Origin of the sequence: Arthrobacter sp., from assembly GCF_031179985.1 — a bacterium.
In the GTDB taxonomy this organism is placed as follows: domain Bacteria; phylum Actinomycetota; class Actinomycetes; order Actinomycetales; family Micrococcaceae; genus Arthrobacter.
Map to the genome: position 1 here is coordinate 8,304 of NZ_JAPSHJ010000069.1, position 3,831 is coordinate 12,134.

Annotated in this window: 3 protein-coding genes; 1 reads left to right on the plus strand and 2 read right to left on the minus strand. The window is 64.5% G+C overall.

What is annotated here, in order from left to right:
* The first annotated feature begins 269 nt into the window (after nucleotides 1–269).
* On the plus strand, nucleotides 270–881 hold the full coding sequence (gene lepB, locus RIN13_RS18945) for a signal peptidase I (protein WP_309108862.1): 612 nt from the start codon (nucleotides 270–272) through the stop codon (nucleotides 879–881).
* A gap of 186 nt (nucleotides 882–1,067) precedes the next feature.
* On the opposite strand, the gene RIN13_RS18950 is transcribed toward lepB, so the two are convergent.
* Entirely contained in the window at nucleotides 1,068–3,062 is a 1,995-nt protein-coding gene (locus RIN13_RS18950; RefSeq protein WP_309108863.1) for a hypothetical protein, read from the minus strand.
* Between the two features lie 304 nt (nucleotides 3,063–3,366).
* Nucleotides 3,367–3,831 (minus strand): hypothetical protein (locus RIN13_RS18955; protein ID WP_309108864.1); only part of this gene is annotated, 465 nt, incomplete at its 5' end.

Genomic DNA, 3,831 nt, shown 5'->3' on the forward strand with positions numbered 1-3,831 from the left:
CCGGCTCCCACTTAGTGCTTGCAAAGCCCGGGTTTTGCCTCAAAAGTGTCCAAAGAGGCCTATGAAGTGGACCGTGATGCATGGGGTTGAAGTTTCTGCTGAGGCCTAAAGCGCCGGAATTACGGCCCGCAGAGCACTTAAACCATCGATTTGTGGGGGCCCATATGGGGGTGCGGCACGGGCTGACCCTCCGGCAGGCTTGTCCGCTCCAGAATTTCCCAAGAACACGGCGACATGCTCGTGGCATGCCTTTGAAAGGAGATCCGGTCGTGTCCGTTTTCCGGCGGCAAATCCTCCTTACCGGTGGCCCACTCAAAACAGCTCCTGGAGGCGGTGCGTTCCTGACGCGACGGGAAGCCCGCGCGGCAAGGGGACCAGGCCATGCCGGAGGGCCCCGGAAGGGCTTCTGGAACAGGAAAACCACGGCGGCGGCGGTTCTGGCCGGGGGTTTGCTCGTCACCCGTTTGTGGGTCCTTGAGCCCATGACGGTCAGCTCCGAAAGCATGGAACCCGCTGTCCCGCGTGGCAGCATCATCCTGCTCTACAAACCCGGGCCCCAGTTGGCCGGCGTCCCAGCTGGGGGACTGGTCGTCTTCAGCAGTCCCGAGGACGGACGCCCCACGCTGAAGCGTGCCGTGGGGCTGGAGGGGCAGACTGTCGCCATTGAAGACTCCGTCCTTGTGGTGGACGGCGCCCCGCAGCCTGAACCGAGCATCGATCACAGCCGCATCGACGGCACGTACTTTGGCCCGGTCACCGTGCCGTCCGGTCACGTCTTCGTCCTTGGTGACAATCGTTCGGGCTCCATCGATTCCCGCAGCTACGGCAGTGTCCCGCTGGAAAACGTACAGGCTACAGTGGTGTGGCCGCCGGGGAGGTAGTCCATGGGTCCGGCCGAGGCGCCTAGTCCCAGCCCCAGGCTGGGGCTATTTTTCTGTCTCTTTCTGCCTGTAGTTGGCTAAGCCCCGGAGGTGATGCCTTGGGGGGCCATGCCTTGGGGCCCCGTCCGCGTTGCGGTCGGGGCCCCAAGGCTGTTGCTGGCGTTGCTTCTTGGTTCTACGGCTGAGTCAGCGGGTGGCGATGGACGCCGTCGCGCTACCTCCCCTGCTGGACTGGACCATGACGCGGGTAACCTGCTGGGCGGGGCCCGGTTTGATCTTGTAGGACCAGGCACCCAGGGTGTCCACCTGAGCGGTGCCGATCTTCACCGGCGTGGCGGCGTTGGAGACGTCCCAGATCACGATGGACGTTGCGGGAGTCAGGATGGCGGTATTGCCCGCCAGGGTGGAGGTTCCCGATATCCGGAGTTCGCTGCCCCTGCGGTGGCGTGAGGCGGCGTCAATGGTTACTGAGTCATTCTGAATCGTCAGGTCAACCCAAGCTTCCTTGGTAGTGCCGTCTGCCCCTGTCGTCACCAGCTTGATTCGGGCTGGGCCTTGCGTCGGGGGAGCCTTCGGCGCCGAATCTTGGGTGCTGGCCCACAATGGAACAGCGACTGTGGGATTGGGTGCGGTGGTGCTGGAGAGCGTTACTGTTGGCCCGGTTTCCTGGCTCCACTGATACCCGACCTCGCCTGTTGACGAGCGCCCGTCGAGCTGGACGCTCGTGCCGCGGGCCGCAGTGGTCGATGATGCGGTGACCGCTGCGGTCAACGGTTCCGTACCTCCCGTGGAGCCGCCGCCTGGCCCGGTCTCAGTGACGGGCCCCGGATCCGGTGCCGGAGTCAGGGGATCGAGCCCGGGCTCCGTAGCACTGCCGCCGGCTACAGTGACAGCAAGAGTTGCGGCGTTGCCTGCATCATGCTTCACGGTAATGGTCGCCGGTGGCGCCTTCACCGGGATCGAGGCTTCAGCAGGTGCGCCCTCCGTCGCCGGAGCCGCGAGCGTGCCCAGACCGACGACCTCGAGCGGGTATCCGACCGATGACGTTGCCGCGACCTCCAGCTTTGAGCCGTCGAAGACAGCTTTGGTGATGGAGATGCCGCTTGGCTTGCTCACGTTGATGGTGCTGCTGCTGGCCGGCTTATCCGCGATGTTGGTGATCTTGACGGACGTCGGAGCGTCCCCGGTGAACTGGATCCGGGCGTAGTAGCGTCCCGAGTCCGGGTCCGTGACCATCGGGGTCAGCTTGAACTTCCCGTCCTGGCCCTCAACCTGCAGCTGCGCGGAGTTGCTGCTGCTGGCGAAGACGTCTATCATGCCGCCGTTGAGCACTGCCGAATCCGCGCTGACACCACTGTTCGTGGCGATCTTGCCCATCAGTGAGAACTGGTCAGTCTCAACGTTCAGCCCGCCGCCACTGACGGAGAACTTGTTGTAGCCGAAGGGGCTGCCCGTCACCGTGTGGTCCTGGTTTGGGTCGCCCAGGTACCCCTCAGGAGCGCCGGTGTCCCATTTGAGGAAGGGCCCGATGTTGCTCTTCAAAGCGGTGGTGAAGTTTCCAATGGCCGGCGAGATGTCTTCCACAAGTTTTCCGTCGCCGGCTCCGTCGGTATCTATGGTGATGGTGCCGTACGGATGCTGGAAGGTCAGGGTCTGGTTGGCCGGACCGCCCTTGACGACGATGCGCTGGCGCCCGAACACGACTTGGTCGCCGTCCGTCACAGAATTCGAGAACGCGGCTTCCAGGCCGAGCACCAGGACCGCCTGGCCACCGTTTGGCAGCTCCAGTTCGGATCCGGCCAGCATGTAGAAGGCCTCGTCGGGGAAGTTGTCCGGGAATGAGATTTCTGCCGCTTCGTTTGGAACATCGCCGGGGAGGAAGCCACAGAGCGGGTTTTGGGCCTCCAGGCACAGTTCGAGGCGCGTGTGGTTCTTGTCTTCGTACCAGGAGGGGAAGCCGTAGGCCGAGTTGACGGGGCCGACGGCGATGATACCGCCGGGATTAGTTTGCGTTACCTGGGTAGCCGCAACCGCGGACCCGACGCCGGTGGCCGTCAGCAGGACGGCGACTGCCGCCGCCACATTTCGGCGTTCGAACAGGCTGCGGCCAAGACGAGTTGCTGAGGCTCTGCGTCGCCCGTGTGGGTGATGCACGGAACCGTTGGGTGGGCTGGCTGCCATGTCGTCTCCTAGGAAGGGGGATGTGGATGGCAATCAGTATTCGTTTCCCCCGTTGGGGAAACCTTTGGCGACGTTGGGACGAGTGGGACTCACGGGGTGGCCGCGTTCAAAGAGACGGGGCCGTCAACAGCAGGCAGTGCAGAACGCCCGACGCGTCCACGATGATGTGGATAAGGAAGAGCCGGCAAGCGAGGATCTCCTGCGCGCCGTTTTTCAGGGGGCCCGAAGTGGGGGGGCAGCTCTGGACATGAGCCGCTGGCCGGGGCTCAGTTCTACAACGGCGGCAACGGGCGAGGGCCGCCTCCTAGTCCTTCCCCTTGGCCTTCTCTTCTTCGGCTTTGCCCTTGCCGAGTTCCCCGTCCTTCTTTTTACCCTCGTCCTGTGGCTTGTCGTCTTGGGGCTTGTCTTCTTCGCCGTCCTGCTGCGACTGTGACGGCAGCGGACCGGGTACTTCAGTCGGGGCAGGGGCGGCAGGCCCTGGCGGAATCGCGGCCAGCGCGTCGCTGCGGACGAGGGTGACGGCGTGGAGGATGCGGGCCTTGCGTTCCGTGCTGATTTTGCCTTCCGATGCTGCCCGTTGCACGTCAGCTGCAAGGGTGTCCAGCCCTGTCAGGGCACCAGCGTAGTCGCCGGCGGCCAGGGCTGCGCGGACGGCTACTACCTGCTCCTGCAAGGCGGCGCCTGTACCGGTGTCCAGGTCCAAAGGGGCGGCGCATCCCGGGACGGCGAGGGCGGCCGCAAGGATCAGGACGCGGACGGGTCGAAGGCG

Bases quoted from the DNA above. Each gene is read 5' to 3' on its own strand.
- RIN13_RS18950 (WP_309108863.1), bottom strand. From the start codon at position 3,062: ATGGCAGCCAGCCCACCCAACGGTTCCGTGCATCACCCACACGGGCGA.